15 protein-coding genes and 2 pseudogenes are annotated in these 15837 nt (G+C 41.1%); 15 read left to right on the forward strand and 2 right to left on the reverse strand.

Features of this window, described 5'->3' with window-relative positions; all coding sequences use genetic code 11:
* Positions 1-73: 73 nt before the first annotated feature.
* The 13 genes and pseudogenes from N1I87_RS06710 (at position 74) to N1I87_RS06770 (ending at position 12362) form a co-directional block, all read left to right on the forward strand.
* The gene (locus N1I87_RS06710; protein ID WP_327824033.1) at positions 74-817 is read left to right on the forward strand and encodes a segregation/condensation protein A; all 744 of its coding nucleotides are present in this window, start codon (positions 74-76) and stop codon (positions 815-817) included.
* Between the two features lie 3 nt (positions 818-820).
* Complete coding sequence (scpB, locus tag N1I87_RS06715; protein ID WP_327802853.1) at positions 821-1411, forward strand: SMC-Scp complex subunit ScpB; 591 nt, start codon at positions 821-823, stop codon at positions 1409-1411.
* A 276-nt stretch (positions 1412-1687) separates the two neighbouring features.
* The gene (locus N1I87_RS06720; protein ID WP_341101107.1) at positions 1688-2830 is read left to right on the forward strand and encodes a D-alanyl-D-alanine carboxypeptidase family protein; all 1143 of its coding nucleotides are present in this window, start codon (positions 1688-1690) and stop codon (positions 2828-2830) included.
* Positions 2823-3413, forward strand: coding sequence for a nucleoside recognition domain-containing protein (locus N1I87_RS06725; protein WP_270583121.1), 591 nt, complete (start codon positions 2823-2825; stop codon positions 3411-3413). Before N1I87_RS06720 ends, N1I87_RS06725 begins: the two co-directional genes overlap by 8 nt.
* Position 3414: 1 nt before the next feature.
* Entirely contained in the window at positions 3415-3948 is a 534-nt protein-coding gene (locus tag N1I87_RS06730) for a spore maturation protein (RefSeq protein WP_048623608.1), read from the forward strand.
* A 630-nt stretch (positions 3949-4578) separates the two neighbouring features.
* The gene (locus N1I87_RS06735; protein ID WP_328202655.1) at positions 4579-5304 is read left to right on the forward strand and encodes a pseudouridine synthase; all 726 of its coding nucleotides are present in this window, start codon (positions 4579-4581) and stop codon (positions 5302-5304) included.
* 276 nt (positions 5305-5580) lie between these two features.
* Positions 5581-6114, forward strand: a complete 534-nt coding sequence (gene resA / locus N1I87_RS06740) for a thiol-disulfide oxidoreductase ResA (protein ID WP_003355205.1) — start codon at positions 5581-5583, stop codon at positions 6112-6114.
* Between the two features lie 18 nt (positions 6115-6132).
* Positions 6133-7761: a cytochrome c biogenesis protein ResB gene (locus N1I87_RS06745; RefSeq protein WP_341096900.1), complete on the forward strand. Its 1629-nt coding sequence runs from the start codon at positions 6133-6135 to the stop codon at positions 7759-7761.
* Positions 7758-8942, forward strand: a complete 1185-nt coding sequence (ccsB, locus tag N1I87_RS06750) for a c-type cytochrome biogenesis protein CcsB (RefSeq protein ID WP_340397227.1) — start codon at positions 7758-7760, stop codon at positions 8940-8942. The genes N1I87_RS06745 and ccsB overlap by 4 nt, the downstream gene beginning before the upstream one ends.
* 122 nt (positions 8943-9064) lie before the next feature.
* A pseudogene (locus tag N1I87_RS06755) lies at positions 9065-9208 on the forward strand (zinc ribbon domain-containing protein); the annotation flags it as partial.
* Positions 9209-9469: 261 nt separating this feature from the next.
* Positions 9470-10174 (forward strand): response regulator transcription factor, encoded by a 705-nt coding sequence (locus tag N1I87_RS06760; RefSeq protein ID WP_327796659.1) that lies wholly within the window; start codon positions 9470-9472, stop codon positions 10172-10174.
* Positions 10171-11946 carry an ATP-binding protein gene (locus tag N1I87_RS06765; RefSeq protein ID WP_341101108.1) on the forward strand — a complete coding sequence of 592 codons (1776 nt, stop codon included), beginning with the start codon at positions 10171-10173 and terminating at the stop codon, positions 11944-11946. Before N1I87_RS06760 ends, N1I87_RS06765 begins: the two co-directional genes overlap by 4 nt.
* Before the next feature lie 239 nt (positions 11947-12185).
* On the forward strand, positions 12186-12362 hold the full coding sequence (locus N1I87_RS06770) for a hypothetical protein (RefSeq protein ID WP_003355200.1): 177 nt from the start codon (positions 12186-12188) through the stop codon (positions 12360-12362).
* An 82-nt stretch (positions 12363-12444) separates the two neighbouring features.
* Here the strand turns inward: N1I87_RS06770 and N1I87_RS06775 are convergent, their stop codons facing one another.
* On the reverse strand, positions 12445-12942 hold the full coding sequence (locus tag N1I87_RS06775; protein WP_327796629.1) for an inorganic diphosphatase: 498 nt from the start codon (positions 12940-12942) through the stop codon (positions 12445-12447).
* Positions 12943-13356: 414 nt separating this feature from the next.
* Between N1I87_RS06775 and N1I87_RS18005 the strand changes: the two are divergent.
* Both N1I87_RS18005 and N1I87_RS18010 read left to right on the forward strand, forming a co-directional pair.
* Positions 13357-14094 (forward strand): annotated as a pseudogene (locus N1I87_RS18005) (MCP four helix bundle domain-containing protein); the annotation flags it as partial.
* 126 nt (positions 14095-14220) lie between these two features.
* The gene (locus N1I87_RS18010) at positions 14221-15045 is read left to right on the forward strand and encodes a methyl-accepting chemotaxis protein (protein WP_416333754.1); all 825 of its coding nucleotides are present in this window, start codon (positions 14221-14223) and stop codon (positions 15043-15045) included.
* A gap of 367 nt (positions 15046-15412) precedes the next feature.
* On the opposite strand, the gene N1I87_RS06785 is transcribed toward N1I87_RS18010, so the two are convergent.
* On the reverse strand, positions 15413-15661 hold the full coding sequence (locus N1I87_RS06785; RefSeq protein ID WP_048623602.1) for a ferredoxin: 249 nt from the start codon (positions 15659-15661) through the stop codon (positions 15413-15415).
* Positions 15662-15837: the final 176 nt, after the last annotated feature.

Below are 15837 nucleotides of genomic sequence, written 5' to 3' on the forward strand. Positions count from 1 at the left end.
TTGGTATGGAGCATGTACCAATCTGATGATCTTAAAGAAGAAATATCTTCTGCTTTTTAGAATTGGTGATAATATGCAGATTAATGTAAAAGTTGAAGGTTTTGAAGGGCCTTTAGATTTGCTTCTTCATTTAATCCAGCATCTGGAAATTGATATTTACGACATTCCAATGGCGGAAATTACCGAGCAATATATGCTGTATATTCATACGATGAAAGAGCTCGAGCTCGATGTAGCCAGCGAATATTTAGTCATGGCGGCAACGCTGTTAGCGATAAAGAGTAAAATGCTGCTTCCAAAGCAAGAAGAAGAAATCGTCGATGATATTGAGGAATGGGAACCGGAAGATCCTCGAGAGGAACTAGTGACAAAGTTGATAGAATATAAACAATTTAAAGAGGCAGCTAAGCTGTTAAAAGAAAAGGAAGCAGAAAGAGGACAAATCTTCACGAAACCTCCGGCAGACTTATCATCCTATGCCAAAGAGGAGGCTCCGCTGAAAGATTTACAGGTCACCGTATATGATATGATCGCCGCTTATCACAAAATGCTCCGGAGGAAAAAACTGAAACGGCCACTTTCGGCCAAAATTGCCAGAGAAGAAATTCCGATTGAAGAAAAAATGGATGAAATTTTAAAGACGCTGCGCTCAACCGGAAAACGGCAAAAATTTTCCGAATTATTCTCTGATACCGGCAAAGAAGTGATCGTCGTGACGTTTTTGGCTATCTTGGAGTTGATGAAAAGAAACGAAATAGTGGCGGAACAGGATGAAAATTTTTCGGAAATTTTCTTGGCAGTGAAAGGAGGAGCATAACGATTGGAATTGATTCATTGGAAAAGCATCTTAGAGAGTTTGCTTTTTGCTGCCGGAGACGAAGGATTGACGTTAAAGCAAATCGCGGATGTATTGGAAATTGAAGAATACGAAGCCATGGACATTGTCAATGATCTGAAGCAAGAATATGAAAACAATGAACAACGAGGATTACAGATCATCGAGTGGGCCCATACGTTCCAGCTTGCTACTAAAAAAGAAAATGCTCCTTATTTAAAAAAGATGGTTGAAACGGCGCGGCCTCAGTCATTGTCGCAAGCGGCGCTGGAAACGCTGGCCATCGTCGCTTATAAACAACCCATAACGAAAGTAGAGATTGAGGAGATTCGCGGCGTCCAAACGGAGCGTCCTATTCAGACGCTCATATCGAAAGGATTGATAAAAGAAGTCGGAAGAAAAGAAAGCCCGGGAAGACCGATTTTGTACGGCACTACGAATGAGTTTCTCGACTACTTCGGACTGAAAGATTTAAACGAATTGCCACCGCTCCGTCAGCCTGAGGAAGAGGAATATCAGCAGGATGCGGATTTATTTTTTGAAAAATTCCAGGAAACATTACAAATTGAAGAATAATTCCTTTACGATATAGTAAATTGAAAATCAAAACATTTTTTGCAAGGGCAAAAGTGATTTTAAAATGAAATCACTTTTGCCTTTTTTATTTGTTTATGAGGAGTGAAAGAATATAGAAACATTGCCGTAAATGATTCCAATGAAAAAATAGCTGCCGGAATTCCCTCTCACTACTTGATTTTTTCCCGTTTGCGATATGAAGAATGCGACAACTTTTCATCATATGCCGATTTCTTCTGCATAGACTTGTACAAACAACAGAAGGAGAGGGCGGAAATGAAAAGGAGTTTGGTTTACATATGTTTCTCCCTTTTGCTACTTGTTCCTTTATGGCCCAAGCCGGTAGAGGCGAAACTATCGATCAGCGCTAAAAGCGCCGTTTTGATGGATCAAAACAGCGGCCGTATATTATTTGAGAAAGACCCCCACGAGATTAAGCGGATTGCCAGCATTACGAAAATCATGACGGCCATCGTGGCAATTGAATCCGGAAAATTAAATGATACAGTCAAAGTGTCTGAGCGTGCCGTTCATACAGAAGGCTCTTCCCTATATTTACAACCAGGAGAAAAAATAAAACTGAAAGACCTTGTTTATGGATTAATGCTTAGATCAGGAAATGACGCAGCTGTTGCGATTGCGGAACACGTGGGGGGAAGCGTAGAAGGATTCGTTTTTCTCATGAATCAAAAAGCGAAAGAGATCGGCATGAAAAACACTCATTTTTCGAATCCACACGGTCTTGATGATTCGGATGATCATTTTTCTACGGCTTACGATATGGCGCTGTTAACGAAATATGCAATGCAAAATAAAACCTATCGGAAAATTGCAGGTACTAAAGTGTACAAAGTGCCTGACCCCAGGGGGGATTGGGACAGGGTCTGGAAAAATAAAAACAAACTGTTGACGGAAAAATATCCATATAGTACGGGCGGAAAAACAGGATATACCAAAAAAGCGAAAAGGACGCTTGTATCTACTGCCCAAAAAGGAGACTTTGATTTAATTGCCGTCACTTTGGATGATCCAAATGATTGGGATGATCATATAAAAATGTTTGACTATGCATTTGATCGTTACGATCCAAAAGTAGTTTTGCCAAAAGGAAAAATTGACGAAGTAAAAAATTCTTTTTATAAAGGACGAGTTTACACAAAGAAAGAAGTGGTACTGCCTCTCACCAAAAAAGAAGAAAAAAAAGTAGAAGTGAATTATGAATTGCTAAAGCCTAAAAAGGCTTGGAAAAAAGGCCGAAATGTGCCTTCATTAGTAGGTCGGGCTGTTGTCTATTTTGATCATCGTCAAGTTCGGTCCATTCCGATTTACTTTGAACCAGTCAAAACAGAGAAAAAAGGTTGGATACAGTACTGGAAAGACTTGTTTGCGATGCAGATGGGTGTGAAATCAAATGGTTAACTATATATGGGTAGGAATGACGATCATTGGCTTGCTATTTGCGATGGTGAATGGAAATATGGATAAAGTGAATGAAGCCATCTTCGAAACAGCCGGCCAAGCAGTCACGTTGTGCATTGGATTGATCAGTGTATTAGTATTTTGGCTCGGCATGATGAGAATCGCCCAAGAATCCGGTTTGCTTGATAAAATGTCCAAAGCCTTTCGCCCGCTCGTGAGGCGGCTTTTTCCCGAAGTGCCTCCCGACCATCCTGCATTAGGATATATTGTATCCAATATGATGGCCAATTTATTCGGACTTGGGAATGCAGCAACACCCCTTGGAATAAAAGCGATGGAGCAGTTGAAAAAGTTGAATGGCGGAAAGGAGACAGCCAGCCGCTCGATGATTACTTTTTTGGCTATTAATACATCGAGCATTACCTTGATTCCTACGACGGTAATCGCGGTCCGTATCACTTACCATTCTTCCTCGCCGACTGAAATTGTTGGTCCAACATTAGTTTCCACTGTATTTTCCGCTATTTTTGGCATTTTAATTGACCGGTATTTTTATTATCGAAGGAAAAACGGAGTGAAATAATATGCAGTGGATATCCGCCATATCCTTATGGCTCATTCCTTTTATTATAGGTTTTATATTATTGTATGGAACAATGAAAAAAGTACCGACGTATGAAACGTTCGTGGAAGGTGGGAAAGAAGGGATTCAAATGGCTTTTTCCATTATTCCTTATTTAGTGGGGATGATGGTGTCGATAGGCATTTTTCGAGCATCCGGCGCTCTGGAATTTTTGGTTGGCTGCATAAAACCCTTATTGTTAAAAGCAGGGATTCCACCTGAAATCATACCTCTTGCCTTAATTAGACCGATTTCCGGCAATGCGGCGCTTGGAATGATGACCGATTTGATTTCGACTCACGGTCCTGATTCGTATATTGGCCGATTGGCTTCGGTTATTCAAGGAAGCACGGATACAACAATGTACGTTTTGACTGTTTATTTTGGAGCCGTTGGGGTAAAAAAAATGGGGGATGCCTTAAAAGTCGGACTTTTGGCCGATTTGGCGGGATTTATAGTGGCTATCATCGTGGTGACTCTCGTTTTTGGTTCCTGACCTCCGGTTCATATGATTTTTCGAAAAAAGTATATAAATAGTTGTTTTTTCTCGTAACCCGCATCTACTAATATCTGGATTTGGCTTAGGCGGACATGACGCTTTCCGTTTTTCCAAATGCGAGGTGAAGCAACCGGTGTCTGTTGATCTTTGAGGAACGGGTTTCAATGTCCGATCTAAACATTGCAACCTGGTATCAGCTGCCGTTTTTCATATGAACTTCTTTCATCTGCATACATGGAAAAGGCGATTTTTTTATTTGTCTCGGATAACATTTTACTGTGATGATTGCGAAGCGGGCGAGATCCCTAGCAGCGAGGGACGTGCGAGGCGTGTCACGGATCAAGACACGAAAAGCGAGTGATTTTCTCGTTCACAAATATGTTTGATAGAAAGCTTTACATCAAAAAAGGGGGCACCTCTTAGTCATTTTACTGACTATTGGGGCAGTCCCATTTTTTTATGTTGCCACTGAAATTTCAATGCATGACCCGTCCATCGAAAGATCGACGAAAAACAGTTAGACAGCGTCCCGTTTTGCGTTCATGACATTCATCTTTGCTTTTTTGGAACGATATGTGATAATGCAGTAAGGAATGTCAACTAAGGAAATCAGTAGAGGTGATGGAAATGGAAAGATTGCAAAAGGTGATTGCTCAGGCAGGAATTGCTTCAAGAAGAAAAGCCGAGCAGCTGATAGTAGAAGGAAAAGTAAAAGTAAATGGAGAAGTAGTTACGGAACTTGGTACGAAAGTTTCAGACAGCGATAAGATTGAAGTAGAAGGGATTCCTGTTGAAAGGGAAGAAAAAGTGTATTTTCTGCTGTACAAACCAAGAGGTGTGATTTCTTCGGTTCGAGATGATAAAGGACGGAAAACGGTGATCGATTTCTTTCCTCATGTGGACAAGAGGATTTATCCAATTGGACGTCTTGACTATGATACTTCAGGCCTGTTGTTGTTGACGAATGACGGAGAATTCGCCAATCTGCTCATGCATCCTCGCTATAAAATAGAAAAGACTTATATTGCCAAACTGAAAGGCATTCCTCCTCGTCCAGCCTTAAAGCAGTTGGAAAAAGGGGTGGAATTGGAAGACGGGATGACGGCACCCGCTAAAATCAAATTCTTAAGTGGCGACCGCAAAAAGAATACCGCCATTGTTGAAATCACGATTCATGAGGGAAGAAATAGGCAAGTTAGACGAATGTTTGAAAAAATTGGCTATCCTGTATTGAAATTAAGAAGAGAACGTTTTGCTTTTTTGACGCTGCAAGGTTTAAATGCCGGAGAGTTTCGTGAATTATCTCCTCATGAAGTGAAGCAGCTGAGAGAACTGGCGCTGAGAGGAGAATGAAGAGGTTTTCAAAATATAAAATTCGCGAATCTTCATTCTTCTATTCAATAAAGGAATAAATGGTATAATGAATGTAAATTCTGTGATTGTCTCATTTTTGAAAAAGATCAAACTTTTACCATAATTCAAACTATATGGCGCATCCGGCCGGACTGCCTGACAAAGGCACTGCTTTGACAACGGCCGCTTCCTTTGTTGTACATACTGAATGAACGATGTGACGGAAGCATTTTCTTCTATGAAGAAGAAATCGTTTCATCAGATGGAGGTGCTGATGTGGATAAAAAGAAAAGACGCCTTTTGGTACGGACGATCATTCTCCTCATCTTAGCCGCTGCAGTTGGCTATACACTTTATGCCAATTTAACAAGAGATGAGAAAGGGTCCGTTCAAAAGGGGGATCAAGCCCCTGATTTTGTCTTGAAAGATTTGCATGGGAAAGAACATAAGCTTTCTGATTACAAAGGAAAAGGAGTTTTTCTTAATTTTTGGGGGACATGGTGCGAGCCATGCAAAAAAGAAATGCCGGATTTGGAGAAAGTAGGAAAAGAGTATAAAAGCAAAGGAGTAGAAATCCTCGCTGTCAATGTCGGTGAACCTGATTTAGTAGTAAAAAAATTTGCCGAACAATACCATCTCACATTTCCAATCATGATTGATGGCAATAAGGAGGTGCTGAGAGCGTACGGAGTCGATCCTTTGCCGACTACTTTTCTTATTGATTCAAAAGGAAGAGTGAAAGAAGTCATCATCGGCGGGCTTCAAAATGAGGAACAAGTGCGAGAAAAATTGGCGGAAATTAAACCATAATGTTAGAGGAGAAATACTATGGAAAAGGTGAAATGTGAATGCGGCCACGTAAATCCTCATGGCACTATTCTTTGTGAAGCGTGCGGGAGAGCACTTACGGAAGAAGCGAAACAAAGCAAACTTTATAATATGCGCTACGAAGGAAGCGCTCGACGTTCCCAAACTTATCATAAAACGATCATTGATAAAATATGGAACTTTTTTTCTTCTGTTAAAGTAGGAGTTATCCTCATTATTGTCACGTTGATTGCCAGTGCCATCGGGACGATTTTTCCTCAAAAAATGTATATTCCTCAAAATGTGGACCCGGGAGATTATTACAAACAAGTCTATGGAACGTTGGGGGAAATTTATTATAAGCTTGGTTTTTACGATCTTTACAACTCTGTCTGGTATATAACGCTCATTGCTTTAATCGGAGTATCACTTGTCATCTGTAGTCTTGACAGGGTCATCCCGTTGTACCGCGCTTTAAGAAATCAAAGGGTGGTTCGACATGAGTCCTTTATGAAGAAGCAACGTTTGTTTGCTCAAAGTTCCGCCCATCACTTTCATGAAGACATCGAAAAAATCAAGAAAAAGCTGGAAAAAAAACATTACCGTATCCGAATGGATGATGAAGCCCTGTTGGCGGAAAAAGGACGCTTTTCCCGCTGGGGACCTTATGTGAATCATATCGGTTTGATCATTTTCTTATTTGGAGCTATGTTGCGTTCGGTTGACGGCATGTATGTAGACAAGCTTCTTTGGATAAGGGAAGGGGAAACCTTGGAGGTTCCGGGGACAAACGGAAAATATTATGTTCAAAATAAAAAATTTATTTTGCAGGAATACAGCAAAAAGAAAGATCCGGAAGTTTTTAACCAAGCAATTGATCGCGTTGGAAACATCGCTAAAAACTATCAATCCAATGTAGTTCTTTATAAAAATGAAAATCAAGGGCTGCCGGGAGCGCCACCGAAATTAAAAAAGATAAAGGAAGGAGCCATCCGTGTCAACCATCCAATCAAATTGGATCATTACGCGATTTACCAATCTTCCTTTAAACTGGGCGAACCAAAAGCGATGGTGTTTACTTTAACGGACAAAAAAACAGGCAAAGAGTTCGGAACGGTAAAAGTGGATCTTTTTCAACCTAAAGAAACGTATTCGTTAGGACATGGCTATAAAGTAAAATTAATGGGTTATTATCCTGATTTTTCAGGATTTGCCAATAATGGTGAGCCACAATCCAAATCTCCGATTCCGAATAATCCTGCTTTCTTATTTAAAATGTTTTCGCCTGAGCATCCTGATGGAGAAGTGAGTTTTGTAGCGATCAGGCAGACTATCGAGCCGCTTGGTACAACCGATTATAAAATGAAGTTTAAAAGCCTTGAAACACGGAATGTCTCTGCATTGACAGTCCATAAAGATTTAACTCTTTGGATTTTAGCCCTGGGGGGAGCGATTTTTATGATCGGCGTCATTCAAGGCGCTTATTGGAATCATCGCAGGATTTGGATTAGAAAAGTAGATGGCGAAGTTTATATTGCTGCTCATACAAATAAAAACTGGTATGGATTAAAAAAAGAAATTTCGTCTATTCTAGAAGGAACCCAATTGCCGGTGCCGGTTGACCAATCTGAAAAGGGGGAAGAAGCGTGACGCTAGCACATTTAAGCAGTAATTTATTATATACCGCTTTTATTCTGTATTTAGTAGCAACGCTTTTTTTTGGCGGATCCATCCGCTCTAAAAACGCTGAAATGGTAAAGGAACCTAATCGCTGGGCGAAAATAGGAATTTTGATCACCATCGTCGGTTTTATCGCTCAAGTCGGATATTTTTTTACTAGATGGGCTGCTGCCGGGCATGCACCGGTGAGTGACTTATTTGAATTTACGACGTTTTTTGGCATGATGTTAGTAGGGGCCTTTATCATTATTTATTTTATTTATCGTTTGCCTGCACTTGGCCTTTTCGCTCTTCCTGTCGCGGTCATTATCATCGCTTATGCGAGCATGTTTCCAAGAGAAATCAGTCCATTAATCCCCGCGTTGCAAAGCGATTGGCTTCATATTCATGTTACGACAGCGGCGGCAGGAGAAGGGATTTTATCCATCAGTTTTATTGCCGGGCTCATTTATTTGATCAAAGTGGTGGATCAATCAAAAGCGAGCAAACGGACTTTTTGGCTGGAAGTCATTATGTACGGACTGGTGGCGGTCATCGGCTTTGTGGCGGTGACAACCATTTTCCGGATAATGGATTATGAAGCCGCTTTTCAGTATGTCAATAAAGAAGGACAGCCGGCGGAAGTGGTATATAATCTGCCTGCTTTGATCGGTCCTCATGAGGGTGATTTGCAAACGAAAAACGTTATGAATCCACTTTTCTACGTTCCGGCTATCATTAATGCCAAAAAACTGAATACAGTGATTTGGTCGTTGATAGCAGGCACCATTCTATACGTGCTGATTCGAGTGATCACTAGAAAACGAATAGCCGCTTTACTGCAGCCTTTTGTCCAAAACATCAGCTTGGACTTAGTAGATGAAATCAGCTACCGCGCTGTTTTAATCGGTTTTCCGGTTTTCACTTTAGGCGCTTTGGTTTTTGCCATGATTTGGGCGCAAATTGCGTGGACAAGGTTTTGGGGATGGGACCCGAAAGAGGTTTGGGCTCTTATTACCTGGCTGTTTTATGCTGCTTTTTTGCATTTGCGTCTTTCCAAAGGCTGGCATGGAGAACGATCCGCATGGATGGCGGTGATCGGATTTATCATTATCATGTTTAACTTAGTGGCGGTCAATCTCGTCATAGCCGGGCTGCATTCTTATGCGTAGCAGCCGATTTTAACTTCCCTCTGAAAGAAGTGCCCTACTTCAAAACGTGAAGGTGCGGAAGCACCAGTGAAAGTGGGAGATGAATTTCGGTTAGGCGTTAGCCAAAGATTTTGGTATAATCAAAATGTTCCCGTTGTGGGAATGAAAAAGAAATGCCATTATCTGAACGTGTATATAAATGTACTTGCGGCATTGTATTAGATCGTGATCACAATTCAGCAATCAATATCAAAAATGAAGGATTGCGCTTGTTAGAATTAGCATGAAAATACAAACTCCCGGAACAGGAGGGTTAGCTCGGTCAATTTCCTGTCATGAGACAGGATTACCCGAGAAGCCCCCACTTCAAGCAACCCGAAAGGGTGGTAAGTGGAGGGTAGTTCACAAGAGGCTTTTTTCCTATTAAAATGAAGCATGTGGCCCGCCATTCAATGGAGCAAAGAGTTTCTGCTCCTCCTTACTTGTTTAGCATAAAGCGGGGATGAACAACTAGTTTAGACTAGGAGGGAAATAAAGTGGAAGAAGAGATGAAAATTTTAATTGTCGACGATGAGGAAAGAATTCGGCGACTATTGAAAATGTATTTGGAAAAGGAAAATTTTGTGATAGATGAAGCGGCCGACGGAATTACTGCGTTAGACAAAGCGTTAACCACTGATTATGATTGCATCATTCTTGATCTCATGATGCCCGGTAAAGACGGTGTGGAAGTATGCAAAGAGTTAAGAGAAAAGAAAGCTACTCCTGTCATCATGCTGACGGCTAAAGGCGAAGAAGCAAATCGTGTGCAAGGATTTGAAGTCGGAGCAGATGACTACGTCGTTAAGCCTTTTAGCCCGCGTGAAGTTGTGCTGAGGGTAAAAGCGCTGCTGAGACGTGCTTCTACGACAAGTTATTTGCATACGAACGCTTCTGCTAAGGACATGATCGTGTATCCCCATTTAGTCATTGACAATGATGCCCACCGTGTCACCGCGGACGGAAAAGAAGTGAATTTAACACCGAAAGAATACGAACTTCTGTATTTTCTGGCCAAAACGCCGGATAAAGTGTTTGATCGCGAGCACTTATTAAAGGAAGTTTGGCATTATGAGTTCTTTGGCGATTTGCGTACTGTCGACACTCACGTAAAACGGCTGCGGGAAAAGCTGAACAAAGTGTCTGAAAAAGCCGCTAAAATGATTGTAACCGTTTGGGGAGTAGGCTATAAATTCGAGGTAAAGCCTGAATGAAATTTTGGAGAAGTATTGTAGGAAAATTATGGGCGACCATCTTGCTCTTGGTGTCCTTTGTCTTATTTGTTCTTACCATTTTGCTGTTAGGTTTTTTCGAAAATTACCACGTCAATCAGGTGGAAAAGGAATTATCTAATACCGCGGAAAAAATTGCGGACATCCTGGCCCACCATCCAAATGAAAAAATCGGTACGGAAATGGCATGGGAAATTGTCGATTCACATGTTCATGTCATTATTGCTAAGAATAAGGACACCTTTTTATATTCGCCCAATATTTCTCCGAAAGATAAACTGGACCGCAGCGTCATCATACACGACAAGCAATTGTCCAAAGTTTTCAAAAATAAAAAATATGTCCAAAAAGAAATCAACATCCATGGTGGGAAAAAATTTTCCAATCGCTATGAAAATTCGATTGTAGTGGGAGTTCCTCTGAAAATGTCTCCGAATGAAAATGGAGCAGTGTTCCTTTATCAGTCGCTGGAAGTGATTAAGGAGACGTCGGAGCAGACGACTAAACTGATTATATTGGCGGCCGGCATTGCGATTTTCTTGACAACGGTGTTTGCCTTTTTCTTATCCACCCGGATTACGGCCCCTTTGCGGAAGATGAAGGAAGCAACGAGCTCTTTTGCAAAAGGAAAATTCGATGCGAAAGTTCCGATTTTAACGTCTGACGAAATCGGGGAGTTAGGCATCGCTTTTAATCACATGGCAAAACGGCTTAAGTTTAACATGAATGCTCTTAACCAGGAAAAAGAACAGCTGGCCAGCATTTTGCGCAGTATGGCAGACGGAGTGATCACTTTTAACCGAGATGGCACGATTTTGATTACGAATCCTCCGGCCGATCGTTTTTTGCAAAACTGGTATTATGAGCACAGAGAAGATGAACAACCGGAAACCGCCCCGACTCTTATTCAAGAATTATTGGGAAAAGTTTTCCGTCGGGAGGAATCAGAGCAAATAGGTGAATTGACTGTTCAAGGAAGAACGTATGTTGTCATTGTGAGCCCTTTATACAGTGGAGAAACGGTTCGGGGGGCTGTAGCGGTTGTTCGGGATATGACGGAAGAACGCAGACTGGACAAGCTCCGTAAAGATTTTATCGCCAACGTTTCCCACGAGCTGAGAACTCCTATTTCCTTGCTTCAAGGGTACAGTGAAGCCATTATTGATGACATCGCGGCGACGGATGAAGAAAAGAAGGAAATCGTGAAAATCATCTATGATGAATCATTGCGAATGAAAAGGCTGGTCAACGAATTATTAGATTTAGCGAGAATGGAAGCTGGGCATACCAACTTACAAAAAAGAGAAGTAGAAATTCCGGCTTTTATCAAAAGAGTCACGAACAAGTTTCAAGGATTGGCGAAGGATCAAGAGGTTCGTTTACTGTTCGATTGGGACAAGCCATCTTTTGCCGCCAATATCGATCCGGACCGCATTGAGCAAGTGTTGACGAATTTGATTGACAATGCTCTCCGCCATACTCCTAAAGGCGGTTTTGTCAAGGTGGATATGGAGAAAAAACAGAAAGGCGTTGTCATTTACGTAATCGATTCCGGATCGGGTATTCCGGAAGAAGATCTGCCGTTCGTGTTTGAACGCTTCTATAAAGCCGATAAAGCCAGGACTCGCGGCCGATCCGGCACTGGATTAGGGCTTTCGATTGCGAAAAACATTGTAGAAGCTCATGGAGGAAGCATCAGAGTTCAAAGCAAGTTGGGTGAAGGAACGACATTCTCCTTTTATCTTCCTTATTAATCAAACTGTCGAAAACCCATTCATATGTGGGAATGATGGCGATAAATCTTGTTACATGGGAAACATCTTCCTTTATACGGGAATAGAAAGGGTCGACCTTATTGAATCATCATCTAATCATAAAGGAGGTTGACCCTTTTTTGTTTTGAAATGGAATCGCTTACATAAAATGAAGCGGTCTAATTTGTCATTTGGAATCATAACGTTTTATGGTGAAAGAATTGCCGAGGAGGATCAGAATGCGGGATTACTTAAAGCGGTTGGTCATCGTAATAGCGATGGGGGCTTGCATCGGAATACTGATCATTGGAGGAAGGCTTGCTTATGCTAAGACCAGCAGCAGTACAGGAGAAAAACATGCTTTTAGTTTTGGTGATTACAGACTGTGGTCTGCAGAGAAAGGTACAGCTCCGTAAAAAGAAAAAGGACGCCATGAGCGTCCGTGAGTCTTTTTTGAAAAAATTGGTTTAAAAGAGAGCAGGTGAAACTTCCTGCTTTTTATTTGCTTTCTTCGTAGCGTGCTCGGCATTCTTCGATCAGTTTAGCGGCTTTTTCAGGTCCTTCCCAAGTGCCGATTTCGGTTTTTTTGCCTTGCAAATCTTTATAGCGTTCGAAGAAATGAGCGATTTCTTTTAGTTTATGCTGCGGTAAGTCGTCGATTGAATGGATTTCATCAAAACGAGGATCTTCTACAGGCACACCGATTAGTTTAGCATCTTCTTCGCCGCTGTCGATCATGTTCAAATAGCCAATGACACGAGTATCAATGACGCATCCAGGGAAAGTAGGATTTGTCACCAATACAAGAATGTCCAGTGGATCTCCATCCAAAGCCAACGTATTTTCTAAATAACCGTACTCTGCTGGGTAAAACATTGGCGAAAATAAAACACGGTCTAATTTAAAAATTCCTCGTTCTTTATCAAACTCATATTTGTTTTGGCTTCCGGTAGGAATTTCGATAAACGCCTCTACTATTTGGTTTTTCACCGTCATGAACCTAATACCTCCTATACACTATGTATACTATTTCATTATAGTGGAATAAGTAGGGAGAGGCAAACAATTCTATATATTTTCGGAATATTCACACTATAAATTCTGGCATTCAAAAGCGAAAAGATTCCGCATCAAGAGTGTTCGCAAGTGAGCAGAGGACGAATCGCGTCGGACTATGGATGGCCGTCCGCTCCCCTCGTTCTTTTTTCTAATAAGGGGTAAAGATTTTTTGCTCTATGTCGAAAAAATCAATGAAGGATCCTGTTTTAGACCGACAAACAACCCGTTTTCCGATACACGGATTCCATTTTACTTCCTTATACTCTTTTACATGGTACTATATTCCTGTTTTTATGGTAAAATAGATCGAGTCCACTTGAATGCATTTTGAAAAATGAAGGAGGGGGCATAATGTTTAAAACAATAAAAAGAAAACTATATTTAGGTTTCGGCATTTTAATCATCATGTCGACGATTATGTCCGTTATTTACTTTGTGTCTTCCCAAACCGTGAATCAGAAAACGGAGAATATGATCAAAAATCAAGTTCCCGAGCTGGTTGCGGAGCAAGAACTGCGTTTTAATATTTCGCAACGTATTGCTCTTGCCAGAGCTTATGTTCTTTATGGAGATCCTAAATATAAGGATGAGTTTAATCAATATACGGAATCTAGCAAAGCCATTTCCGACTCGATTTTAAGCGACCATCCATCGAAGGAAATGAAAGCCGTTATTGCGGACAGTAAGGAGTGGCGATCTCTAGTACTCAATGACGTCATTAAAGCCTATGATCAAGGAAAAGTAAAAGAAGCCCGGGCTGCGTTGCAACAAAAAGCGGAGCCGATCGCTCAAAAGATCATGGCTGATTTTGATTCCATTGCCCAAAAGGAAAAAAGTAATATTCACGCTAATGGAAATGAAATCGTTTCCAATAGCAATACCATAGCAGGCTGGGGTTTGACATTAGCTATCGTGATCATTGTCATCAGTTTAGTCGTCACTCAAATATTTACAAAGATCATTTCAAGTCCGATTGTTCGTGCAAAAGATCGTCTTCTGATGATTGCACAGGGCACTCTTCCAAAAGAACCATTGCAGCTAAAAAATAAAGATGAGATAGGGGAGTTGGTGGACGCTTTAAACGTGATGAACGATCATCTAAAAAGGACCATCTCCGGAGTGCAAAGCGTCTCCGCCAACTTATTAACACACAGTGAAAAAATGGCTAAATATTCATTTGACGTAAAAGAAGGTGCCGTGCAAATCGCCACAACGATGGAAGATCTTTCAAACGGCATTCAAGAACAGGCCAATTCTAACCAAAAATTATCGAGCGATATGGAAAAATTCATGAAAATGTTAATGGATTCCTCGTTAAAAGGGGAAGAAGTGAAAACAAAAGCCGAACAAATGAAAGAACTGGCCGATCAAGGCAGACAAAAAATGAACCAATCCGTAGAAGAAATGAACCACATCTCCATTACGGTAAATGAAGCGCTCCAGCTAGTGGAAGGGTTGAACAAAAAAACCGAAAACATCAGCAAATTGGTCAATGTGATTGAAGACATTTCCGAACAAACGAATTTGCTTGCTCTTAATGCAGCCATTGAGGCAGCGCGAGCAGGTGAAAGTGGACGCGGCTTTGCCGTCGTGGCGGAGGAGGTAAGAAAATTGGCAGAAGGGGTGAATCATTCGGTGGCTGACATCACAGCCATTATTTCGGAAGTGCAAAACGAAACAGGAAAAGTGGTTCAAGCGCTGAAAGCAGGATATGGAACAGTAGAAGGAGGCCGCCAATCCATTCAATCAACAGGCGAATCCTTCCATCAAATTTATCAAAGTATTGAACGGGTATTTGAGCAAGTAGAAGAAATGTCTACGAACTTATATGATATTTTAGACCATACGAAAGACATTACGTCGGCTATTGAAAATATAGCAGCAGTATCAGAAGAATCTGCCGCCGGCTTTGAACAAGTTACGGCTACTGCTGAGGAATCGTCCTCATCCATTGAACAAGTAGCCAATGGAATTCAGCAAATGGAAGCAGAAGTACAAAGCCTGGATGAAGCGATCCATCATTTTCATGTCAAACATTAGGGAAACCCCATCATTATCAGAAAGGGTGGCTATACTGTTTGGGAATGTCCGTTGGATCATGTGAAGCTGCTTTCCTGCATGTGAGAAAACGGGGATTCCTTTTGAAAGTTTGATTGTCGTCCATCGTTTTTTACATATTTTCGAATTTGAAAACGAGTCGGAACATGGATCTTTTAAGTTTTGTGTCTCATACCGGTTTTTGGTATTCAATCTTCAGCAAAAAAACCTTCCAGCTAAAAGGATGAAGCATCCTTTTAACTGAAAGGTTTTTTATTTTCAGTCGGAATGTCTTTTCGTTTTGACAGAATTGTCTGATTAGTCTTGCGATTCATCTAAGCGAAAAACGATTGAAGCAGACACTGGATTTTTATTCAAATTTCAGCGGGTCTCCATCGAAAGGTTCGTCTGCTACTTTGATGGAATCGGTAGGGCATCCTTCGAACGCATCTTGCATATCATCAAGCAGTACCTCTGGTACTTCCGCTGTTCCTTGATTATCATCCAATACTACAAATGCAAGTCCTTCGTCATCATAATCATAGATGTCAGGAGCAGCGGCCCCGCAAGCACCACATGCGATGCATGTATCTTTATCTACAATTGTATATTTTGCCATAGATTGTTCCTCCTAACAAAGCTATCTTGAGAAATTTAGTCGGATTTAACGTCTCCATCTTCATTGTAAAGCTGTTAACAAAACTTTTCAATAGAAAAGAGCCAACAATTCAATTGAAACGCTTACGATGGAGGTGATGGAACAATGGATGTCGAATTTCATGTTAAAATAGAAGA

It is taken from the genome of Bacillus sp. FSL W8-0102, from assembly GCF_038007225.1.
Classification (GTDB): Bacteria; Bacillota; Bacilli; order Bacillales; family DSM-4216; genus Bacillus_O; species Bacillus_O smithii.

Coding starts and splice junctions, on each gene's coding strand:
- N1I87_RS06710 (WP_327824033.1), top strand. CDS start 74: ATGCAGATTAATGTAAAAGTTGAAGGTTTTGAAGGGCCTTTAGATTTG.
- N1I87_RS06720 (WP_341101107.1), top strand. CDS start 1,688: ATGAAAAGGAGTTTGGTTTACATATGTTTCTCCCTTTTGCTACTTGTT.
- N1I87_RS06725 (WP_270583121.1), top strand. CDS start 2,823: ATGGTTAACTATATATGGGTAGGAATGACGATCATTGGCTTGCTATTT.
- N1I87_RS06730 (WP_048623608.1), top strand. CDS start 3,415: ATGCAGTGGATATCCGCCATATCCTTATGGCTCATTCCTTTTATTATA.
- N1I87_RS06735 (WP_328202655.1), top strand. CDS start 4,579: ATGGAAAGATTGCAAAAGGTGATTGCTCAGGCAGGAATTGCTTCAAGA.
- N1I87_RS06745 (WP_341096900.1), top strand. CDS start 6,133: ATGGAAAAGGTGAAATGTGAATGCGGCCACGTAAATCCTCATGGCACT.
- N1I87_RS06760 (WP_327796659.1), top strand. CDS start 9,470: ATGAAAATTTTAATTGTCGACGATGAGGAAAGAATTCGGCGACTATTG.
- N1I87_RS06765 (WP_341101108.1), top strand. CDS start 10,171: ATGAAATTTTGGAGAAGTATTGTAGGAAAATTATGGGCGACCATCTTG.
- N1I87_RS06770 (WP_003355200.1), top strand. CDS start 12,186: ATGCGGGATTACTTAAAGCGGTTGGTCATCGTAATAGCGATGGGGGCT.
- N1I87_RS06775 (WP_327796629.1), bottom strand. CDS start 12,942: ATGACGGTGAAAAACCAAATAGTAGAGGCGTTTATCGAAATTCCTACC.
- N1I87_RS18010 (WP_416333754.1), top strand. CDS start 14,221: ATGGAAGATCTTTCAAACGGCATTCAAGAACAGGCCAATTCTAACCAA.
- N1I87_RS06785 (WP_048623602.1), bottom strand. CDS start 15,661: ATGGCAAAATATACAATTGTAGATAAAGATACATGCATCGCATGTGGT.